Source organism: Embleya scabrispora DSM 41855, assembly GCF_000372745.1.
Lineage (GTDB): Bacteria > Actinomycetota > Actinomycetes > Streptomycetales > Streptomycetaceae > Embleya > Embleya scabrispora.
On sequence record NZ_KB889651.1, the window covers coordinates 17,491 to 36,660 of the forward strand.

Consider the following 19,170-nt stretch of genomic DNA (forward strand, 5'->3'; position numbering starts at 1 on the left):
GTGCGGTCGACTCCTACAGTGACCGGGGATTCGGCCGGCGGCCGGCCCCGACGAGCAGGCCGGCAAACGGGGAGTGGACATGCGTACGCACTATCCCCGTACGCCACATGTGCCCTGGTCGCCGGGAGCCGGCGCGGACGATGTGCGGGCCGCGGACCTGTCCGGACTGCGCGGACGCGAGGTCGTGGTCACCGAGAAGCTCGACGGCGAGAACACCACGCTGTACCCGGACGGCCTGCACGCCCGCTCGCTCGACTCCGCACACCACCCCTCCCGTACCTGGGTCAAGGCGCTCCAGGGCCGAATCGGCGCGCGAATCCCGGCCGGGTGGCGGATCTGCGGCGAGAACATGTACGCCCGGCACTCGATCGGCTATGACGCGCTGGCGAGTTGGTTCTACGGGTTCTCGGTCTGGAAGGGCGACCGGTGCCTGGACTGGGACGAAAGCGTCCGCTTCCTACGCGGGTTGGGCGTGCCGACGCCGCCGGTGTTGTGGCGCGGCACCTTCGACGAGCGGGCGCTGCGCGCGATCCGGCTCGATCCCACCCGTCGGGAGGGCTTCGTGGTCCGCTCGGTCGAGGGCTTCGAGCGCGCGGACTTCGGCCGGCGGGTGGCCAAGTGGGTGCGGCGCGGCCACGTGCGGACCGACACGCATTGGATGCACGCCGAGGTGGTCGCGAACGGTCTGGGGCCCGACGCGGCGCTGTGGGCGGTGCGTTCGGGTGCGCGTCCGGACCTGCCCGCCCTGCTCGCCGCGCTGGGCCCGGTCGAACCACCCGGCGCGGACCGCGATGTGGTGGCCGATGCGGGCGCGCGGCTGGACGTGCTGGGCCGCACCGGTGACGCCCGGCTGGCCGGGGTGCTCGCGGCCGCGCTGCACAGGGAGCACCGCGGGACGCTCGTACCCCGGCTCGTCCCGGCACTGGGCCTGCCACTCGCGCGTCGCGTCGCGGACCTGGTCGGCTTGCAGACGGTGCTGCGCCGCCCGTTCCCGGATCACGAACGCCCGTGCGCACTGGCCCGGTTGGCGGTCGCCGCGGATGTGGGCGTGTTGCACGCGGTGGCCGCCGCCGCGCTGGTCGGACGCACCGGCCCCGAGGCCGCCGAGGAGCGCGAACAGGTGGAGTGGTCGGCGCTGGTCGGCGCGGACGCGGATCTGCTCGGGGAGGCGCCCCTCGCGCCGCTGCGCGCCCGGGCCCGAGAGGCGTTCGCCGGCCTGGATTCGGCGGCGGCCGACCGCTGTTGGGCGGAGCTGCGCGAGGCACATGCCAAGGGCTGGTCGATGCCGGCAAGGGCCACGCGCGCCCGATGGAGCGGCGATTTTCCTCGGCTGATCCACCTGATCGGGTGTTCGGGCAGCGGAAAGAGCACATTCGCCCGCGAACTCCCGGGCACGTACACCCGGATCAGCCTGGACGAGCTGCGCGCGGCACGCGGCGACCGGGTCGACCGCTCGGCCGACGGCGAGGTACTGCGCGAGGCGTCGGATCGACTCGACGCCGCCCTCGCGGCCGGCGGCACGGTGGTGTGGGACGCCACCTCGCTCAACGGTCGGCAGCGCGCGCCCGTGCACGCCGTCGCGCAGCGCCGCGACGCGCTGATCACGCATGCCGTACTGCTGGTCGGCGAGGAGGAGTCGGCCCGGCGCAACGCCGTGCGCGAGCACCCGGTGCCGCCCGCCGTACGCGCCGCGCAGCAGCGGCGGTTCGCACCGCCCTACCCCGGACAGGCGCACCGAACCTGGTACATCGGCGCGAGCGGCACGATCGAGGACGTCGCCGGCTCGCTGGACGCGGAGGACCCGTGATGCGCACGAGCGAGGAAATCTACCACCGGGTGCGCTGGGACCCCAGGTTCGATCCCGCGCGCTTCGTGCTCGTGGTCAGTCGGCGCGGCGCCGAGCCCAAGCGCGTCCCGCTGCCCGCGTTCGTCCCCGGCGGCGAGATTCCCTGGCACCGGGTGTTGCTGATCGAGGCGGACGACGAGGTGGTGTGGGATCGGGCCGCTCGGGTGGATCGGATCGACACGTGCGTCGCCGGCCGGATCCGGGATCCGCGCCGGCTGCGCGCACCCTTCTTCACCGCGCGCGAGCCGCACGCGTTCGACCCGGTGACCGCCGACTGGCGACCGCTGAGCACACGCGGCGAGGATCGGGTCCGCGCGGCGGGCAGCGCGCGGATCCGGGTTCTGACCTGGAACACCCTGTGGGATCGCTACGACGCCGATCGGATCGACACCGCCCGCCGCCGCCCGCTGTTGCTGGCTGCACTGGCGAGCGCCGACGCCGATGTGATCGCGCTCCAGGAGGTGGAGGCCGACCTGGTCGCGCTGTTGGCGGCCGAGCCGTGGGTGCGCGCCGCGTACACGATGGACACCGATCCCGCCGGTCGGGACGTGCCGGACAGCGGGCTGTTGCTGTTGAGCAGGCTGCCGGTGCGCGAGGCCGGGCGGCATGCGCTGGGCCCGTACAAGGCGGTGGCCGCGATCACCGTCACCGGCCCGGCCGAGCCGCTCGTGGTCGCGGTCACCCACCTCACCAGCGACCACGCCCAGGACGGCCCGGGCCGGCGCCGGATCGAACTGGGCGCACTCGCCGACGGATTCGCCGGCGTCGCGGGCGACCTGGTGGTGGTCGGCGACTTCAACGACGGCACCGCCGGACCGGCCGGCGCATTGGGCCTGGCGGACGCGTGGACGCAGGTACACGGCGCCGACGATCACACACCCACCTTCGATCCGGGCGTCAACCCGCTCGCGGCGATCGGCTCGCGCACCGGCCGCGCCGCCCGGTTGGACCGGGTCCTGTTGCGGACCGGTGCCTGGCGCGCGGGTGCGGCGGCGCTGCGCGGGGACACGCCCGCGCCCGACGGTCTCTACGCTTCCGACCACTTCGGGGTCCAGGCGGACCTGGTCCCGGCCGGCGCCGTGGCCGCCGACACCCTCGACGTCGCACCGACCGCCCGCACCGCGTTGGCCTGGCTGCCGCCGCGCCGGTTGTGGCCCGCGCTCCAACAGGTGCGCCGCGCGCACGATCCGCAGGTGGACCGCTGGCCGCCGCACGTCAACGTGCTGTTCGGTTTCGTCCCGGAGGCGGACTTCGAACGGGCCGCGCCGTTGCTCGCGGCGGCCGCCGCTCGGGTGGCACCGTTCACCGCACGGCTGGCGGGCGTACACACCTTCGGTCACCGCGAGGACGCCACCGTCTGGCTCGACCCGGCGGCGGCCGACGAGACACCGTGGGCGCTGCTGCGCGACGCGTTCGCGGCGCGCTTTCCACGCTGCCTCGGCCGCACGGACGGCTACACCCCGCACCTGACCCTGGGCCGCGCTACCGACCCCCGACGGGTCGCCGCCGAATGCGCCGGTCGACTGGAGCCGATGTCGGCGCGGGTGGGTGAACTGGTCCTGCTCTCCCGCCGAGGCGACGAGCCGATGCGGCCCCGGGCCACGATCACCTTGGGCACGGCACAGGTGCGTTGGCTGCCCGAGGAGGCAGCCGAGGTGCCGAACTCCTCGGACGGCGCCCGGACTCGCTCGACCGCGACCGGCGTCCGGGCGGTGGGGGCTCGGACGGGCGATGTCGCAGCGGAGCAGGCGGAGCAGGCTGAGCGCCAGGGTCCCGGCGTGGCGCCGACAGGTCTCGACGTCGAGCCCACCCGCGATGCGCCGGCGGGCGTGGGCCCCGGCGTCGGATCGCCCGACGATGCTCGGGCACGGCGGATCGTCCGGCGCGTTTCCGGTGCGTTGGGCAACGCCGGTGTCGTTTCGATGGTCGGCTCGCGGCGGATGGGCTGTGCGTTGCCGGACGCCGATCTCGATCTGGTGGCAGCGCTGCCCGGCCACGCCGTCGACCTCGCCGACATCGCGGTGCGGATCGCGGCGGCGCTGCCCGAGGCGAGCGCCGTTCGGCCGGTGACCGGGGCACGTGTGCCGGGACTGCGGCTGTGTGTGGGCGCATCGGCCGTGGACCTGGCGCTGGTGGGCACCGGGGGAATCGACCCGGCCGACGCGGTGGCCCGGCGCGCCGAGTTGGGTGAGTCGGCCGCGATCACGTTGAGCGCGGTCACCGACGCGGACGCGATCCGCGGCGCGGTGGGCGCCGACCACGAGCGGTTCGCCGACCTGGCCCGACGGGTCAAGGCGTGGGCACGGGCTCGTGGCCTGGACGCGGCGCCGTTCGGCGGACTCCCGGGTCTGGCCTGGTCGATACTCGCGGCCCGGACCACGCGCGAGGCCGCACACCTGGCCGGCGACCGACTGTCGGCGCACTTCTTCGCCACGTGGGCCGCGTGGGACTGGCGCGAGCCGGTGGCGCTGATCGCGCACACCGGGTGCCCGGCCCCGGTGGCCGGCGCGCCCGTGTCGATCCTGACCCCGACCCACCCGGTGCGCTCGTGTACCGAACAGGTCGGCCCCGGTGGCCGCGACCTGCTGGTCGACGAGTTGTACCGCGCCTGGGAGTTGTCCACCTCGACCGGGCTCACCGAGTCGGCCGAACGCGCCGACCCGTGGCCGGCGCTGCTCGAACCGCCCCCGCTGCACCGCCGCCACGCCGCCTGGGTCGTGCTGACCGTACTTCCGGCCCCCGCCGAGGAGTTCGCGGCCACCACCGGCCGGCTTCGCGGCCGCGTCCGCGCCCTGCTCACCGCCCTGCACGCGGCCGGCGTCGCCGACGCACACGCGTGGCCCCGCCCGTTCGCTTCCGGATCCGGCACGTGCCACGCGATCGGTCTGGGCGCCGACCCACTCGATGCCGGCACACTCGCCGAGATCACAAGCCGGTGGCGCAGGGGCCTGCCCGGCGTCGAAACGACTCGGCTCGAAGGCGGCGCCGTACCGACGCTGCGCTGACCCCGAGCGGCCGCTCGGGCTTCGCGCCGACCGGGGAGAGGGGTGCGGTCCGCGCGACGACCGGCGTGGCCGCCCGGCTCACCCCTCACCCGGCCGGTGTTCCGAGTTCCGCCTCCGCGCGTGCGGTCGGCGATCAGCTCGGCGCTTCACCGCCCGCCGCGGAATCCGGGGCAGGAACACCAGCGTGCAGAGCAAGCCCGCCACGGCGAAGCCCGCCGAGACCACCGGGGCACGATCGGGCTCGGCCGGCGCCGAGTTCCCAGGATGTGGAGCGCCGTTCCGGGCCGGCCGCCGGGCCACGTGGCGCGCCGTGCTCCTGCCCGGTGCCCGATCCCGCCGATCGACGGTTCGGCGGGAAAGGCCCGGTGGCGCCGCACGGGGGGACGGCGCCACCGGGTGGGGAAGGTTGGCTAGAGGGGGATGTTGCCGTGCCGGCCGCGGCCGGCCGGTGCACCGGCCAATGCCTCGACGACGCGCTCCACGGTGTCCTTCGGTTCGATCACGTCGTCCACCACGCCGAAGTCCAGGGCTCGGCCCACCCCGCCGGAGATCCGCTCGTGTTCGGCTACCAATCCCGCCAGGAGTTCCGCGCGCTCCGCACCCTCCACGGCCGCGAGCCGCTTGCGGTGCAGCACACCCACCGCCGCCTCCGCGCCCATCACCGCGACCTCGGCCTCCGGCCACGCGAACACGGCGGTGGCACCCAGGGAACGGGAGTTCATCGCGATGTAGGCGCCGCCGTACGACTTGCGGGTGACCACGGTGACCCGCGGTACCTCGGCGTCGGCGAACGCGTGCAGCAGCTTGGCGCCGCGCCGGATCACCCCGCCCCACTCCTGGCCCACTCCCGGCAGATAGCCGGGCACGTCCACGAGCACCACGAGCGGAACCCCGAAGGCGTCGCACATCCGGACGAACCGCGACGCCTTCTCCGCCGACAACGAGTCCAGGCAACCGCCCTTGCGCAGCGGGTTGTTGGCGATCACCCCGACGCTGCGCCCGGCCATTCGACCGAAGCCGACGACGATGTTCGGCGCCCAGTGCGGCTGAAGTTCCGCGAAATCCTCCGGCCCCGAGCCGTCCACGATCGCGTGCACCAACGGGCGTACGTCGTACGCGCGGCGCGCCGACTCCGGCAACAGCGCGCGCAGATCCAGGGTACGGCCGCGCGCGGCGTCCGGGTCGAACCGGCCGGGCCGGGCGAAGAACCCGGCCAGCGCTCGCGCGTGGGTGTACGCCTCGTCCTCGGAACCGGCGCAGACGTGCGCCACGCCCGACCGTCTGGCGTGCGCCTCCGGGCCGCCCAGGCCCGCCATGTCGATCTCCTCGCCGGTGACGCTGCGCACCACGTCCGGCCCGGTCACGAACATCCGGCCGGCGGGCGCCATCACCACGATGTCGGTCAGCGCGGGGCCGTACGCCGCGGCGCCCGCGGCCGGCCCGAGCACCACCGAGATCTGCGGAACCCGGCCCGAGGCACGGGTCATCGCCGCGAACATCCGGCCCACGCCGTCCATCGACTCCACCCCGTCGGCCAGCTTGGCGCCGCCGGAATGCCACAGGCCCACCACCGGGCAGCGCTCGCGCACCGCGGTGTCCACGGCCCGTGAGATGCGCTCGGCACTCGCCCACCCGAGCGCGCCACCCATCACCGTCGCGTCGGTGCAGTACGCGATCACCCGGGCACCGTCGATCCGACCGGACACCGCGTACACCCCCGCCGGATCCTCCCCCGGCAGGGCACGCACACTGCCCTCGTCGAGCAACCGGTTCAACCGCAGTCGTGGATCGCGCGCATCCGCCGGGTCCTGCGCCGGCGCCGATGCGGCTTCGCCTTGCTCCCGGATTCGGGTGGTGGTGGCAGTGGTCGTCATGGCTTCCCCGTTTCTCGAGCCCTGGATCGCCGCAACGACCCGTCGATCCCGACTCGTGACTACAAGCACCCCCTGGACATCCGCCAGGAGATCTCACACCTCGCACTCCCGCAGCTTCGCGTCACCCGGCCCGTCGACCTCGACCGACTGATCGTCGGACGGCTAATCCCCTTGAGAATCACAGGAGTTCGTCTCCCCTTGGTACCGTGCAGCCGGACCTCGGAGCGGTACTCTCCCGGCGGCGCGGGCACCGCCACGAGGCACCCACCCATTAAAGCGGCGCGACCTTACCAATCGCTTGCATCGACCTTTCACCCTGGCACGGCCCTGCTTCGGCGCCGCCGACCGGCAGATGGCCGGTCCCTGGGTCCGCTCCCCTCGCCCGCGGTGTTGTCAGGAGGCGGAACCAGGCGTAGAAGGGAGGGACGTGCGGCACCCTCGGGCACCGGGTGCGGGCCGGCGAACACGACCGCGCCGTGTGCCTCGTGGGCACCGCGACCACTGTGCACGTTCCCCTCGAAGGGAGCCACGCATGCCGGCGGAACCCGTTCACCGATGCCCCGTGCTCGACCCCAACGCCCGCGCCTCGCACGCCGAGGCGGCGGCCCTGCGCGCTCGGGGACCGGCCGTCCTGGTCGAACTCCCGGGCGGGGTCCTGGCCTGGTCGATCACCCGGCACGACATCATCCAGGCGCTGACCTCCGATCCCCGGGTCTCCCGCGACTTCCGCCGGCACTGGCCCGGACTGACCGAACTGCCCGACGGCTGGCCGCTGGCCTCGGTGGCACTGCAACAGAGCCTCGCGAACACCTACGGCGCGGAACATCGCCGGTCGCGCGCCCGGGTGGCGCCGTCCTTCGCGCCCCGACGGGTCGAGTCGATGCGCCCGCGCATCCAGGCGACGGCGGACCGCCTGGTCGACGCGCTGGCGGCGGTACCACCGGGCGAAAGCGTCGACGTGCGCCAGGCCCTGTCGCTGCCGCTGACCATGACCGTCATCTGCGACCTGCTCGGTGTACCGGACGTCCTGCGCGCCGGGCTGGGCGCCGCGATCGACGCCATCCTGGACACCGCGATCGATGCCGCCGAGGCGATCGTGCGTCAGGGCGAACTCCAGGAGCGGCTGGTCGAGTTGCTGAAGTACAAGCAGGACCACCCGGGCGCCGACCTGACCAGTGACCTGCTGATCCCGGCAGCGGCCGCGGAGGAGGAGTCCTCGGAGCAGCAGCTCGTCGACTCGCTCTTCCTGATGCTCGGCGCCGGCTACGAGACCTCGGTCAATCTGATCACCAGCGTCCTGTCCGAGTTGCTCACCCACCCCGAGCAGGCGACTCGGCTTCGGGCGGGCGTCGTCGACTGGACCGACGTGATCGAGGAGACGCTGCGGCACGAAGGCCCGGTCATGTACCTTCCGTTGCGCTACGCGATCGATGACATCGAGTTGGGCGAGGGTGTGCTGATCCGTCGCGGCGATCCGATCATCATCGCCTTCGCCGCCGCCGGCCGGGACCCGGCGATACACCCGGATGCTCCCGACACGTTCGATCCCACCCGCACCGACAAGGCGCACCTCGCCTTCGGCTACGGTCCGCACTTCTGCCTCGGCGCGCATCTGGCCCGATTGGAGACCCGAATCGCGGTGACCACCCTGTTCGACCGTCTCCCGCACCTGGCCCTCGCCCACCCCGAACAACCACCGCCGCCGATCCCGTCGTTGATGGTCAACGGCCCGACCCACCTCGACATCATCCCGACGCCGGCGACTCCCGGCTGATTCGGGACGGGCGCACAGCGTTCCGGCCGCGGATCGGCGGCTCCGAACAGCAGTACGGCCAACTACTTCGCCGGGAGCAGCCGGCCCGCGCCGCCTCCGCCCACAGGCGGATGTCCGCAGGTCGGCGCCTGGTTACGGTGGCGACATGTCGAAGAACCTGTCGCGTCGCGCCGCCGCGTCGTTCGCGCCGTCGTCGTCGCCGACCCTGCTCGCAGCGGGGGTGTCCGCCGCCGGTGCCGGCACGTCGGCCCCGCCCACCGCGCCCGACGTGCCTGCACCGACCGGTCACCGGCCCTTCGGCATCAAGACCCTGCACCTGGTGGATGCCGGCCGGCTCGATCCGTGGTGCCCCCAGCCGTCCGCGCCGCGCGAGCTCATGGTGTCCGTGCGCTACCCGGCGCTGTCCGCGAAGGGTCCGAAGGAGGCGTACGCGTCCGAGGCACTGTCCACGGCGCTGGTCGGCGACGGCGCGTTCGCCCTGATCGGCACGCACGCGATCGCCGACGCGCCGCCCGCGCCCGGCGCCCGGCCGCTGATCGTGCTGTCCCCGGACTTCGGCGAGAGCCGCGTCACGCTCTCCGCGACCGCCGAGGATTTGGCCTCGCACGGATACGTGGTGGCCACCGTCGACCACGCCCACGAGAGCGCAGTGGAGTTCCCGGGCGGCCGGATCGAGACCTGCGCGGCCCGCGCGGCCGTGGACGACGACCTGATCGTGCGCACCCGCTCGGCCGACCTGCGGTTCGTGATCGACCGCCTGACCGGGCCGGGTACGGGCCTGTTCGTCGACCGGACCCGGATCGGTGTGGCCGGCCACTCGATCGGCGGTGCGAGCGTGGTCCGAGCCATGCGCGACGACCCGCGCATCGACGCCGCCGTGGACCTGGGCGGCGGGTTCCTCGCGGCCGCCCTCGGCCCCGAACTGAACCGCCCCGTGCTGCTGCTGGGCCCCCGACACGGCCCGGGCACCGAGCACGGCGCCGACTGGGCACGTGCCCGGCCCGGATTCACCGGCTGGAAGCGCCGGCTCGATGTGATCGGCGCCGGCCGGCTGTCCTTCGGGGACAAGCCGTGGATCGTGGACGGCTTCGGCCTGCGCGAGCGGATGCCGCCGGAGCAGGCCGGCCCCCGGTACGGCACCCTCGACGGCATCCGGGCCACCGCCATCACCCGGGCCTACGTGGCCGCGTTCTTCGACCGCCACCTGCGCGGCACACCCACCCGCTTGTTCGACGGTCCGACTTCGGCGTACCCCGAGGTGACGCTCGTCGAGTAGACCATCGCGGCCATGCGTCCGACGGGTCGCGGGGCCGGCCGGGTGGGTCGAGCCGGCCTACCCGGTCGCGGTGCCACCCTCGGCCGAGCCCGTAAAGAAGGCCGCCGACCCGGCTTCGCCATATCCGCTTCTCCGCGCCCTCTTCACCACCGGCCTCGTATCACCGCCGCCCCCGCATCGCCCCCGGCGGCGTCGCGATCCGCCGCGTCATCCGCGACCACGACCGGAACCACCGGTGCCGGAGCCGGCGTGCGGTGGTCGACCGCGATCAACGGGTCGCCGGTGAGGGGATGGTCGAGGACGACGGCGCGGATGCCGAACACCTCGGCGAGCAGTTCCGGGGTGAGCACCTCGCGCGGCGTACCGGACGCCCGCAACGCACCGTCGTGCAGCACGTGCAGCCGATCGCACACCGAGGCCGCCGCGTTGAGATCGTGCAGCGCGATCAGTGTGGTCCGGTCCTGGGCACGCAACAGCGCCAGGAGTTCGACCTGATGCCGCACGTCGAGGTGGTTGGTCGGCTCGTCCAGGACCAGCACGTCCGGCTCCTGGGCCAACGCCCGTGCCAGCAGCACCCGTTGCCGCTCACCACCGGACAGCGTGGCGAACCGCCGACCCTGATGCGCCTCCACCCCGGCCTGCACCAGCGCGATCAACACCGCCGCCCGGTCGGCGGCGCTGTCACCCGCGAACGCCTTCTGATACGGCGTACGACCCATCGCGACCACTTCACGCACGGTGAAGTCGAAGTCGTTCTCCCGCTCCTGCGGCAGTGCCGCCACGTGTCGGGCCGCCGCCGCGGGAGTCATCGCCCGCAGGTCCCGGTCGCCGAGCAGGACCCGGCCGGTCTGCGGCTTCAGGTGCCGGTACACCGTGCGCAACAGGGTGGACTTGCCGCTGCCGTTGGGGCCGACCAGGCCGGTGATCTCGCCGCCGGCCGCGATCAGCCCGACTCCGGTCAGGATGTCCCGGCCGGAGAGGGTGACGTGCAGATCCTCCACGGTGATCCGCGTCCGTTCCGCGCCGATCCACCCGCCCGCGCCCGCCATACCCACCCCCGGCTCGGGCCCCGCGCCCTCGCCCGCCCCGTCTCGCGCGCCGCCGCCCGTCATCGCGTCTCCAGCCGTCGGTCGAGCAGGAGCAGCAGTACCGGTGCGCCGATCACGGCGGTGACCACGCCGATCGGCAACTCCTGGGTACTCACCGCCGTCCGGGCCAGCGTGTCCACCGCGACCAGCAGCACCGCGCCGAACAGTGCGGAAACCGGCAAGAGTCGGCGGTGGTCGCCACCGATCAACAACCGGCACACGTGCGGGACCATCAGTCCGACGAAACCGATCGCCCCCGACACGGCGACCAGCACTCCGGTCAACACACTGGTCACCGCGAACAGTTCACGCCGCAGCCGAGCCACGTCCACGCCCAGCCCGGCCGCCGTCTCGTCGCCCATCAGCAGCGCGTTCAGCGCCCGGGCGCGGGCCTGTAGACCGAGCAGCCCGAGGGCCACCGCAGCGGTGGGCAGCGCCAGTTGCTGCCATTGTGCTCCGCTGAGACTGCCCATCAGCCAGAACAGCACGCCACGCGTCTGCTGCTCGTCGCCCGCCTGCAGAACCAGGAAGCTGGTGAATCCGGACAGGAACTGGCCCACTCCGATGCCGGCCAGCACCAGGCGCAGCGGGGAGAACCCGCCGCCGCGCCGAGCCAGTGCCCACACCAGCGCGAAGGCCGCCAACGCGCCGGCGAACGCCGAGGCGGAGAGCCCGTATCCGAGCACCCCGCCGGTGCTCGCACCGAGCACGATCACCGCGACCGCGCCGAGCGAGGCACCGGAGGAGATGCCGAGCAGGTACGGGTCGGCGAGTGGATTGCGCACCAGCGCCTGGACGGCGGTGCCCACCAGCCCCAGCCCGGCGCCGACCACGGCGGCCAACAGCGCGCGCGGCAATCGGAGTTGCCACACGATCAGGTCGCGCGTGCCGGGCTCGGGCGCCTCGCCGGTCAGCCGTCGCCCGACCACCGACCACACTTCGCCGATCGGAATGTCCACCGACCCCAGCGACACGGCCGAGGTCAACGCGACGACCAGGAGCACAGTCAGGACGACGACCACCCACGCGGTGCGCGCCGGGCGGGTGCGGTCCCCGTCTGCCGAGGCCGACGGCGTCGACGTCGCTTCGCCTCGGCGTCGGGTCCTGCGCTCGAATACCGAAACCACCGGCCCCTACCCTGCGGCCGGCGCGGGTTGGACCAGACCCGGGTGGATCGTGCTCGCGATCCGCCGGACGGTATCGGCGTTGCGAACCCCGGCGATCGTGGTGCTCTCGGAGCCGATCCGGACGAACTTCCCGTCCCGCACCGCGTTCAGACCCTTGGTCGCGTCGAACGTGCGCAGGAATCGTTCGGCCTCGTCGAACGCCTTCGCATTGTCCTCGGCGCCGCCCTTGTTCCGGACGCCCAACTGGATCCAGTCCGGGTTTTTGGCGACCACGTCCTCCCACGAGACGGGCTTGAAGTCGCCGGTGCAGTCGGCGAACACGTTGCGCGCCCCGGCCTGGGTGATCACCGCGTTGGCGACCTGCTTGCCGCATACCGCGATCGGTTGCTTGGTACCGGCGTCGAAGTCGAAGAAGAAGTACGTCGGCCGCCGGTCCTGTGGCACACCCGCGAGCGCGGTGCGCACGGTGCCGAGGGTCTGCTCCATGCCTGCGACGAGTTCTTCGGCCTTGGCGGACGTGCCGGTCACCGCGCCGAGTTCCCGGATGTCGGCCTCGACCGCGGCCAAGTCCTGCTGCGGACCGGGGCGTTTGCTCGCGCAGGCGGTCGACTTCAGGTAGATGTGCTTGATGCCGGCGGCGGCGAACTCCTTCGGCGACGGCCCCGCACCCATCGCCCCCATCCCGCCCATGTCGGCGAAGGTGTCGATGTAGAGATCGGCACCCGAGCCGAGCAACTGCTCCTTGGGGATCACCATGTCGCCGAGCACCCGGACCTTGCCGGCCGGTACGGAGAACTGCGCCGGCATGGTGCCCTTGCCGGGCGGGAAGCCGGTGCCGATCACCCGGTCCCCGGCTCCGAGCCAGAACAACATCTCGAGGCTGGACGCATTGCTGGTGACCACCTTCCTCGGCGCCTCGGTGAAGGTCGTCTCGGCGCCGGCGCAGTCCGTCACCTTCACCGGGAAGCCCGACGCCCCACCGCCGCCCGGCCTCGTCGCAGCGGCGGACGAGCCCGAGGCGGCACCGTCCGCATCCTTCGAGTCGCCTCCACACGCCGTCGCGAACAAAACCACCACGGCGACCACGCCACCCACTCTGCTGCCCCGCACAGTTCCGCTCCCCAGAAGTACCGACACCCGACCCGCGAACGCGAACCCGGACACTCAGTCGGCCAACCCCGCGGCAAAGTTCCCACCGACCCCCGAGTTCCCACCTCCCACCCAAAACGCGGAACAAGCCGGCCCACCCCGAGCACCGAACCTCGACAAGGCCGTCAGGTTGCCGCGCGGTCGGCGAGCGGGCGGCGGCGCAGGGCGCTCTTGGCCAGCGCCGGTTGGGTCCACGCGCCGTCCGGGTGGTACACGTTCGTACCCGGCGCGACGATCGCGTCGATGCGATCGAGCGTCGCGTCCTCCAGGGTGAGCGTCGCGCCCTTCACCAACCCTTCGAGCTGCTCCATGGTGCGCGGCCCGATGATGACCGAGGTGACCGCCGGGTGCACCGTCGGGAAGGCGACCGCGAGTTCGGGCAGCGTGCAGCCGATCTCCTCGGTCAGTTCGACCAGTTGCTCGACGATGTCGAGCTTGGCCGCGTTCACGGGCAGCGTCGGGTCGAAACGTCCGGGATTGAGCCCGGCCCGACCGGATGTCAGGTCGATCGGGCCGCCCTTGCGGTACTTGCCGGTGAGGAACCCGGACGCCAGCGGGCTCCAGGTCAGCACGCCCATGCCGAGGCGCTCGCACACCGGCAACAAGGAGCCCTCGATGCCCCGGGCCAGAATCGAGTAGGGCGGCTGCTCGGTTCGGAAGCGCTGTAGCCCACGCCGCTCAGCCACGTGATGGGCCTCGACCACATCCTCGGCCGGGAACGTCGAGCAGCCGAACGCGCGGATCTTGCCCTGTCGCACCAGGTCGGTCAGGGCGGAAAGGGTCTCCTCGACGTCGGTCGTCTCGTCCGGGCGATGGATCTGGTACAGGTCGATCCAGTCGGTCCGCAACCGCCGCAGGCTGTCCTCGACCGCCGTGGTGATCCAACGCCGCGAGTTGCCGCCCCGGTTGATGCCTTCGCCCATCGGGAAGTGCACCTTGGTCGCCAGGACCACGTCGTCGCGCCGTCCTTCCAGGGCCTTGCCGACGATCTCCTCGGATTCGCCGGCCGAGTACATGTCGGCCGTGTCGACGAAGTTGATCCCGTGGTCCAACGCGGCGTGCACGATCCGGGCGCAGTCGTCGTGGTCGGGATTGCCGACCGCCCCGAACATCATCGTGCCGAGCGCCTGGACGCTGACCTGGATGCCGGTGCGGCCGAGAGTGCGGTAGCGCATGGTCGTGCTCCTCGTGTGCTCGCGGGCGTGTTCCCACGGCCTGACGATCGTGCGGCCCGGTGGCCGGGCGATCCGCGGTGCCACCGCGTCGGGCATCGGCCGTACGGATACGGGTCGGGCAACCGCCGTGGGCGCGCCCGGGCTCCCGGACGCGGAGACGTTGCCGACCGGAAATCTACGAGCTGGACTCGACTCCAGGTCAAGTCCCATCCTGAGACCCGTGACCGACACCCACGAAGACCTGACCATCGGCCAGGTCGCCACCCGCACCGGCCTGAGCATCGACACTCTGCGCTTCTACGAGCGCGAGGGCATCCTGGCCAATCCGGTCCGTCGCAATTCGGCCGGCCGACGCGTGTACGCCGAACACCACATCGCCTGGCTCAACATGTGCATGATCCTGCGCGGCTCCGGCATGCCCATCCCCGCCATTCGTCACTACACCGAACTGGCCCGTGCCGGCGAGGGCACCGAACGCGAGCGCCTGGCCATCCTCCGCGAACACCAGTCCCGCATAGCCGCCCGGATCGGCCGGCTCCACGAGTGCCTCGACCTGATCGGTTACAAGGTGGGCGTCTACGAGGACTACCTCGCCGAGTCCGAAGCGGGGACCGAAATCGAAGCCGGAACCGAGACCGGTATCGGGATCGAACCCGCCCCGCCCACCCCCTGAGCCCCGGCCCGGTTCGACGCCACCCGCCACCCGCTCCACCACGGCAGACCCAGCCCCCACGCCGGCGAAGCCCGCCGCTATTCTTCGATTGACCGATCAGTCATCGAATCGAAAGGCAACACGCAGTGCCCCGCACCGTGGACCCCGGCCGCACCGCCCAGCGGCGCGAAGCGATCACCCTCGCCGCCGCCGGGCTCTTCGGGGAGCAGGGGTTCGAGCCGACGACCGTCGCCGACATCGCTCGCGCGGCCGGTCTCAGTGCGGCGAGCGTGTTCTATTACTTCCCGGACAAGCGGGCGGTCTTCCGCGCCGTGTTCGAACGAGACCTGCCGCTGTCCCACGAACGCGTCGCCCGCTTCGCCGCTGCCGAACACCCGGCCCGCGCGATCGTCGAACTCGTCACGGAACTCGCCGCCGACGCCCGCGACCCGAGCGCGGCCGGCCTGCTGGTGGAACTGCTGCGCCAGGTCGACCGCGATCCCGAACTGGTCGACGTGGTCACCCGGACCGAGGCGGTCGTCCGGGACGGCCTGGCCGGCCTGATCGCCCGCGGCATCGCCGACGGGACGATCGACGCGGCACTGGAACCGTACGAGGCGGCCGGGTGGATCCAGACCGTCGTCGACGCCGTGTACCTGGGCGCCGCCCCCGATCGGGACGCAACACCCGCACTACGCCGCACCGTCGCGCGATACCTGGCGCCCGCGCCGGACCGGACAGGGGGAGAAGATGAACAACACGACAGAGAATGAGCGGGCCGTCACGGTCCGGATGCCATCGGTGTGGCTCTGGCTGATCGGCGTCGGCACCACGCTGCTCGGCGTCGGCGCCGGGTTCGCGATCGCGCCGTTCGTGGACTGGTCGATCGACCTGGTCGGCTCCGCGCCCGGACCGCTCCGGTTGGCCGCACGGCTGCCGACGCGCTGGGCCGTACCGACCACGACCGTGCTCGGCGCGGTTCTCGGCGCCTGGATGGTCGTGGACGCTCGCCGGGAGAGCCCGGTGGTGACCGTGGCCGAGGACCACCTCACGATCCACCGGAACGGCTCCGGCCTGCACGTGGGTCGGGACCGGATCCACGCGGTCTTCACCGACGGCCGGGACCTGGTCGCCCTCGACCCGAGCGAGACCGAACTCGCCCGCGTCCCCGCGACCGACCTGCCCGTCCCCCACCTGCGCGACGCCTTCGCCGGGTTCGACTACCCGTGGCGGGGCACCACCGACCCGCGCGAGGCGGAGTTCAGCACGTGGGTGGACGGCACTCCCGATCTCGACGAGGCCGCGCACACCCTGCTGCGCACCCGCAAGCGCGCCCTGACCGACAAGCGGGCCGGCGCGGCCGAGGAGGCGCTGGACGAGCTGCGCGGCCTGGGCGTCGCCGTCCGCGACCGCAAGGGAGCCCAGCAGTACCGCCCACGCCGCCCCCACCCGCGCGCCTTCGACAGTCCCGTCGAGCGGTAGCCCCCGCCGACCCCCGCCCGCCGCTCCCGCGGCCCCGCCGAGATCCGTCGAACGCGCCCGGCCGAGGCGTTCGAGTACGGGGCCCGTGCGCATCCCCGTGCCACCGCCGACCTCGATCCGCGCCCCGCATCCCACAGCGCCCGAACCACCCGATGCCCGCGCGCCGATGCTTGACATTCGGCGACCGGCGACCCCGCGTCCGCACCGTCGATCCGCCCCCGTCTGGTCACCGCGTCGGGCACCGGCTACCGTCCCCTCAGGACCGGAACGCCACTGGACCGCAACGCCAGGGGATGGAGGGCATCGTGAAGGCGCATCCGAGCGGCCCGTACCGCGTGGAGTACACCGAGACGGCGGCCACCGTTCGCGACTCGCTACCGCCCGAGCGCCGCGAGCAGCTCACCAAGGCTCTGCGGGTACTGGCCCGCGACCCCTACACCAAGTCGTCCGCCCCGATCGGCCCCGACGACGACACCCGGCAGGCGATGGTCGCTCCCGCGCTGTTGATCGAGTACGGCGTGCTGCGCGGTGTCATGGTCGTCGTCGTGGTGACCGTCCTGGACGGCATGGAGTTCCTCGGCGACGCCGACGAGTAGCCCCCCGGTCCCCCGCCCCGACCCGATCCCCAGCGCGCTGTGGCCGGCGTACCCGCCCCTATAGCGTCGCCTTGATCCGCTCCAGTCCCGATCCGGACAGGGTGCCGAGGCCGGCCGGGCGGCCCGTGGCCAGGAGGAGCAGGTCGGCGACGGGGCCTCGGACCTCGTCCGGCCCCTTGCCCGCCGACCACTGTGCGTCGTCGGCCACCAGGCGGGTGCCCCGGAAGCGCTTGCGGGCGCCGTAGAACGGGCTGTTCAGCACGTGGCCGAGAGCCGCCAGCGCCGGCTCGACGGGCATCCGTCGCACCCGGCCGAGCGGCCTCGCGACGTCCTGTCCGTGCACGAGCGCGTCGGCGAGCGGGTCCAGTCGTGCGGCCATCGGCGCACGACGGGCCGAGCCCGCCGTCTCGCGCAGCTGCGCGACGAGTTCCGCCGGGGTGAATCGTACGGCCAGTTCCCGCGCCTCGTCGGCGACCATCCGGTCGAAGTCGCCCCGGGCCCGGATCGCGCCCTTGATCATGCCCCACAGCGTCGTGCGCGTCGACGTGGTCAGGTGCGCGGCCACCTCGCGCACCGTCCATTCCCCGCACAGCGAGGCGGCTGCCCACTCTTTCTCGTCGAGGTCGTCGAAGAGATCGGCGAGACTCAGTCGTTCCGCTCGTACCCACGCAAGGGTCTGGTCGCGGTCCATGTCCGGTTCTCTCCTCGGGTCGCAGATGGTGTGATCGGATCGGCCACTCGGCCGTCATGCGTCATCGGTCGGGTCCGCCCCGGGCACTCCGAAAGCCCCGGGCACCTCGGGCGCCCCGGCCGCCTCCATCGCGCGCAACCTCCCTCGCAGGAGTGCGCGTTCGGGTTCGGTACCGACCAGGTCCAGCGCCTCGCGGTAGGCCGCCGCCGCCTCGGCACGACGGCCCAAGCGGCCCAGCAGGTCCGCCCGGGCGGTCGCGAAGGGATGGTGGCCGCGCAGCCTCGGCTCGTCCGCCAGCTCGTCCAGCAACGCCAGACCCGCCGCCGGGCCGTCCCGCATCGCCACCGCCGCGGCCCGGTTGAGCGCGACGATCGGCGACGGGGTGAGTGCGAGCAGGACGTCGTACAGCGCCACCACCTGCGGCCAGTCCGTGGTCGCCACGTCCGCGGCCTCGTCGTGCAGCGCGGCGATCGCGGCCTGTACCCCGTACCGCCCGGGCGCACCACCGGTCAGCGCGGCGACCACCAGTTCCCGGCCCTCCTCGATCATCGCCCGGTCCCACCGACCTCGGTCCTGGTCGTCGAGCAGCACGATGCCGCCGTCGGCATCGGTCCGCGCCGCGCGCCGTGCGTGGATCAGCAACATCAGCGCGAGCAGCCCGGCGAGTTCGCGTTCGGCGGGCAACAACCGGCGCAGGATCCGCGCCAGCCGGATCGCCTCCTCGGCGAGGTCGAGCCGCTGCAACCGAGATCCGGAACTGGCCGCGTAGCCCTCGGTGAAGATCGAATAGATCACCTGGAGCACCCCCGGCAGGCGCTCCGGCAACTCGTCCGCACCGGGCACCCGGAACGGGATCCGCGCCTCGCGGATCTTCTTCTTCGCCCGGACGATCCGCTGGGCCATCGTCGCGGTCGGCACCAGGTACGCCCGGGCCACCTCGGGCGTGGTCAACCCGGCGAGGCAGCGCAGCGTCAGCGCGCCGCGGTCCTCGGCGGGCAGGGCCGGGTGGGCGCACGTGAAGAACAGTCGCAGCCGCTCGTCGGGCAGGTCGTCGCCGACATCCGCAGGCGGCGCGGGGTCGGCCCGATCCGCCTCCACCTGGAGTACGGCCAACCGGGCGGCGTACGTGCGATCCCGGCGCAACCGGTCGACCGCCCGACGCCGCGCGGTGGTCAGCAACCAGGCCCCCGGCCGATCCGGCACGCCGTCGACGGGCCAGTGCACCAGCGCGGCCTCGATCGCCTCGGACGCGACCTCCTCGGCCAGGTCGAGGTCGCCGAAGCGGCGCGCGAGGGACGCGAGCAACCGGCCCCGTTCCTCCCGGAACACCGACTCGACGGACGCCTCCACCGACGCGCCGCGGACCCCGTCGGCGGATCCGTCCCCGGGCGCTCCGAGGGGCGACTCGGGACCGGCGGCTCGCTCGTCCATCCCC

Annotated in this window: 15 protein-coding genes; 8 read left to right on the forward strand and 7 right to left on the reverse strand. The window is 73.0% G+C overall.

The features are described from left to right. The first annotated feature begins 79 nt into the window (after positions 1-79). Both A3IC_RS0115540 and A3IC_RS0115545 read left to right on the forward strand, forming a co-directional pair. Positions 80-1,807 carry an RNA ligase family protein gene (locus A3IC_RS0115540; RefSeq protein WP_026218295.1) on the forward strand — a complete coding sequence of 576 codons (1,728 nt, stop codon included), beginning with the start codon at positions 80-82 and terminating at the stop codon, positions 1,805-1,807. Next, positions 1,807-4,851, forward strand: coding sequence for a poly(A) polymerase (locus A3IC_RS0115545; RefSeq protein WP_026218296.1), 3,045 nt, complete (start codon positions 1,807-1,809; stop codon positions 4,849-4,851). The genes A3IC_RS0115540 and A3IC_RS0115545 overlap by 1 nt, the downstream gene beginning before the upstream one ends. A gap of 410 nt (positions 4,852-5,261) precedes the next feature. On the opposite strand, the gene A3IC_RS0115550 is transcribed toward A3IC_RS0115545, so the two are convergent. Next, a complete protein-coding gene (locus A3IC_RS0115550; protein WP_020550966.1) occupies positions 5,262-6,725 on the reverse strand; it encodes an acyl-CoA carboxylase subunit beta in 1,464 nt (487 codons plus the stop codon). 562 nt (positions 6,726-7,287) lie between these two features. Here A3IC_RS0115550 and A3IC_RS0115555 point away from each other — a divergent pair. Together A3IC_RS0115555 and A3IC_RS0115560 are read left to right on the forward strand one after the other, a co-directional pair. Continuing rightward, the gene (locus A3IC_RS0115555; protein WP_245599308.1) at positions 7,288-8,499 is read left to right on the forward strand and encodes a cytochrome P450 family protein; all 1,212 of its coding nucleotides are present in this window, start codon (positions 7,288-7,290) and stop codon (positions 8,497-8,499) included. A gap of 145 nt (positions 8,500-8,644) precedes the next feature. Next, the gene (locus tag A3IC_RS0115560; protein ID WP_020550968.1) at positions 8,645-9,775 is read left to right on the forward strand and encodes an alpha/beta hydrolase family protein; all 1,131 of its coding nucleotides are present in this window, start codon (positions 8,645-8,647) and stop codon (positions 9,773-9,775) included. A gap of 143 nt (positions 9,776-9,918) precedes the next feature. On the opposite strand, the gene A3IC_RS54690 is transcribed toward A3IC_RS0115560, so the two are convergent. The 4 genes from A3IC_RS54690 to A3IC_RS0115580 form a co-directional block, all read right to left on the reverse strand. Then, on the reverse strand, positions 9,919-10,824 hold the full coding sequence (locus A3IC_RS54690) for an ABC transporter ATP-binding protein (RefSeq protein WP_106668907.1): 906 nt from the start codon (positions 10,822-10,824) through the stop codon (positions 9,919-9,921). A 59-nt stretch (positions 10,825-10,883) separates the two neighbouring features. Further along, positions 10,884-11,885 carry a FecCD family ABC transporter permease gene (locus A3IC_RS0115570; RefSeq protein WP_020550970.1) on the reverse strand — a complete coding sequence of 334 codons (1,002 nt, stop codon included), beginning with the start codon at positions 11,883-11,885 and terminating at the stop codon, positions 10,884-10,886. Between the two features lie 111 nt (positions 11,886-11,996). Then, positions 11,997-13,085 (reverse strand): ABC transporter substrate-binding protein, encoded by a 1,089-nt coding sequence (locus A3IC_RS0115575; protein WP_020550971.1) that lies wholly within the window; start codon positions 13,083-13,085, stop codon positions 11,997-11,999. Positions 13,086-13,264: 179 nt separating this feature from the next. Beyond that, complete coding sequence (locus A3IC_RS0115580) at positions 13,265-14,314, reverse strand: aldo/keto reductase (protein WP_026218298.1); 1,050 nt, start codon at positions 14,312-14,314, stop codon at positions 13,265-13,267. A 220-nt stretch (positions 14,315-14,534) separates the two neighbouring features. Between A3IC_RS0115580 and A3IC_RS0115585 the strand changes: the two genes are divergently transcribed. From A3IC_RS0115585 to A3IC_RS0115600, 4 genes are all read left to right on the forward strand, one after another. Further along, on the forward strand, positions 14,535-14,987 hold the full coding sequence (locus A3IC_RS0115585; RefSeq protein ID WP_020550973.1) for a MerR family transcriptional regulator: 453 nt from the start codon (positions 14,535-14,537) through the stop codon (positions 14,985-14,987). 125 nt (positions 14,988-15,112) lie between these two features. After that, positions 15,113-15,739 carry a TetR/AcrR family transcriptional regulator gene (locus A3IC_RS0115590; protein WP_020550974.1) on the forward strand — a complete coding sequence of 209 codons (627 nt, stop codon included), beginning with the start codon at positions 15,113-15,115 and terminating at the stop codon, positions 15,737-15,739. Then, on the forward strand, positions 15,717-16,448 hold the full coding sequence (locus A3IC_RS0115595; protein WP_158695962.1) for a YqeB family protein: 732 nt from the start codon (positions 15,717-15,719) through the stop codon (positions 16,446-16,448). Before A3IC_RS0115590 ends, A3IC_RS0115595 begins: the two co-directional genes overlap by 23 nt. Positions 16,449-16,753: 305 nt before the next feature. Next, the gene (locus A3IC_RS0115600; protein ID WP_158695963.1) at positions 16,754-17,044 is read left to right on the forward strand and encodes a type II toxin-antitoxin system RelE family toxin; all 291 of its coding nucleotides are present in this window, start codon (positions 16,754-16,756) and stop codon (positions 17,042-17,044) included. A 58-nt stretch (positions 17,045-17,102) separates the two neighbouring features. On the opposite strand, the gene A3IC_RS0115605 is transcribed toward A3IC_RS0115600, so the two are convergent. Continuing rightward, positions 17,103-17,735 (reverse strand): maleylpyruvate isomerase family mycothiol-dependent enzyme, encoded by a 633-nt coding sequence (locus A3IC_RS0115605; protein WP_020550977.1) that lies wholly within the window; start codon positions 17,733-17,735, stop codon positions 17,103-17,105. Positions 17,736-17,789: 54 nt separating this feature from the next. Beyond that, on the reverse strand, positions 17,790-19,166 hold the full coding sequence (locus A3IC_RS0115610) for an RNA polymerase sigma factor (protein ID WP_020550978.1): 1,377 nt from the start codon (positions 19,164-19,166) through the stop codon (positions 17,790-17,792). Between the last annotated feature and the right edge of the window lie 4 nt (positions 19,167-19,170).

Coding starts and splice junctions, on each gene's coding strand:
- A3IC_RS0115540 (WP_026218295.1), top strand. CDS start 80: ATGCGTACGCACTATCCCCGTACGCCACATGTGCCCTGGTCGCCGGGA.
- A3IC_RS0115545 (WP_026218296.1), top strand. CDS start 1,807: ATGCGCACGAGCGAGGAAATCTACCACCGGGTGCGCTGGGACCCCAGG.
- A3IC_RS0115550 (WP_020550966.1), bottom strand. CDS start 6,725: ATGACGACCACTGCCACCACCACCCGAATCCGGGAGCAAGGCGAAGCC.
- A3IC_RS0115560 (WP_020550968.1), top strand. CDS start 8,645: ATGTCGAAGAACCTGTCGCGTCGCGCCGCCGCGTCGTTCGCGCCGTCG.
- A3IC_RS54690 (WP_106668907.1), bottom strand. CDS start 10,824: ATGGCGGGCGCGGGCGGGTGGATCGGCGCGGAACGGACGCGGATCACC.
- A3IC_RS0115580 (WP_026218298.1), bottom strand. CDS start 14,314: ATGCGCTACCGCACTCTCGGCCGCACCGGCATCCAGGTCAGCGTCCAG.
- A3IC_RS0115595 (WP_158695962.1), top strand. CDS start 15,717: ATGAACAACACGACAGAGAATGAGCGGGCCGTCACGGTCCGGATGCCA.
- A3IC_RS0115605 (WP_020550977.1), bottom strand. CDS start 17,735: ATGGACCGCGACCAGACCCTTGCGTGGGTACGAGCGGAACGACTGAGT.
- A3IC_RS0115610 (WP_020550978.1), bottom strand. CDS start 19,166: ATGGACGAGCGAGCCGCCGGTCCCGAGTCGCCCCTCGGAGCGCCCGGG.